This is a genomic window from Bacillus sp. 105MF (genome assembly GCF_000374885.1).
Taxonomy (GTDB): Bacteria; Bacillota; Bacilli; order Bacillales; family Bacillaceae_G; genus Bacillus_A; species Bacillus_A pseudomycoides.
Window position 1 is genome coordinate 1 of the sequence record NZ_KB895673.1, and the last position, 1,691, is coordinate 1,691.

Below are 1,691 nucleotides of genomic sequence, written 5' to 3' on the forward strand. Positions count from 1 at the left end.
GTTTTCAAAGAACTTGTTTGCCGCTCATTTGCGACTTCCTTATATTAACACTTTCATGTTTCAATGTCAACTAAGTTTTTTATTTCGTTTGTCGCGTTTTGTGTTGTTGCTATCGGCGACTCATATAATATTACACCTGTATATCGAAATAGTCAATGACTTTTATATAAAAAATTGTTTTTTATCTCTTTTATAGATAAACACTCACAGATTATTAATCTTTTATTCATACACCCTTTCCATTCCTATAGACTCAGTACCCCCAAAAGAGAAAAAAGTAAAACTATTTATCCCTACTAGATATTATAAATGCGTACTCAAGGAGCCTTCATTCTATTTCAGAGTCAAAAGAATGGCAATACTTCATTAGCAATTTGTTTTTTATCAAATAATTTCACTTCAAACATCCTTGGATTATCATCCCTTTGTTCATTATTATAAATACAGTATATAAATGTATAATTCAGTATTGTATTACACGGGTTCCCTAATCTTCCTGTATGCTCCTCTAAACCAACTAAAAAGAGGGCATGCCATTCGATGCATCCCCCCTTTCATATTCTGGCATTAATATGTTTTTTTACTTCCTATCTTCTTTAGTTTGTCAATCAACGGATTTCATTAGAGTACTTAATTTACCTTTATCCGCCCAGATAACCCCAAATAAAACTAGACATCCTCCTATTAATATCTTCCATGTTAAAGATTCTTTTAATAAAATAACCGAAGCAATAATACTTATAAGTGGTAAAGCATTTAAATACAACCCACTTACTGATGCCGAAACTCTTTCTAGCGCCTTATTCCAAAACCAATAAGCTAAGATTGTTGCACAAACAACAAGGTATGTAAAACTAAGCCCTGTCTTCCATGTTTCTATTTGAGGTAGACCATAATAAAAAGTTTCGATAACTGCAAAGGGAAATAGAATGATTGCCCCTATGATTAATGTTAACGTTGTAAATACTTCGTTTGATAGATTCTTTTCTTGTTTTGGTCTTTTTAATAATATTGTATAGAAAGCAAATAAAAAAGTACTTAATAAAATAAGTATGTCCCCAACTAGAGAAGCGCTTTGATTATCATTACCAGATGGAATGGTAATACATATTACTCCTATAAAACCTAATATAATTCCAATCCAATAGTTTAACTGAATCTTTTCTTTTAAAAACAGTGCCGAGAAAATAATTGTAACTAAAGGTAAAGCAGCATCAATGATGCTAACATGTAATCCACTTGTTAAAGAAATCCCATACGAGGTAAACATAAAATATCCCGCCACACCAGTAAAAGATAATACGCTTATCCTTTTCCACGGAACATCCCTATTAACAATACTTTTTCGTAGCTGCTGAAAAGAAAACAATAGACATATCCCGCCAGCAAAGCAAAGACGAAGAAATAAAAGGGTGAATGGCTGAATTGACTCTAACGCCCATTTTGTCGGAGCAATTGCTATCCCCCATAGTATAATCGCAATTAATAGCATACTTATTCCTTTAATGCCTTTCTCCCCCTTTTCATATATGTCTCTTCATACCATATGTAGACATAAAAGTCCCATTGGAATTTTTTCTTCGATCACTCGCTTATTATGTAAAAACACAAAAAAGACGAGTCATTCTGACTCGTCTAAGGTTGCTTGGCGACGTCCTACTCTCACAGGGACAAGGTCCCAACTACCATCG

The 1,691-nt window shown here is 33.3% G+C and carries 1 protein-coding gene; it reads right to left on the reverse strand.

The annotated features are described in order from the left end of the window. Positions 1-604: 604 nt before the first annotated feature. Entirely contained in the window at positions 605-1,492 is an 888-nt protein-coding gene (locus tag C564_RS0131385) for a DMT family transporter (RefSeq protein WP_018768234.1), read from the reverse strand. Between the last annotated feature and the right edge of the window lie 199 nt (positions 1,493-1,691).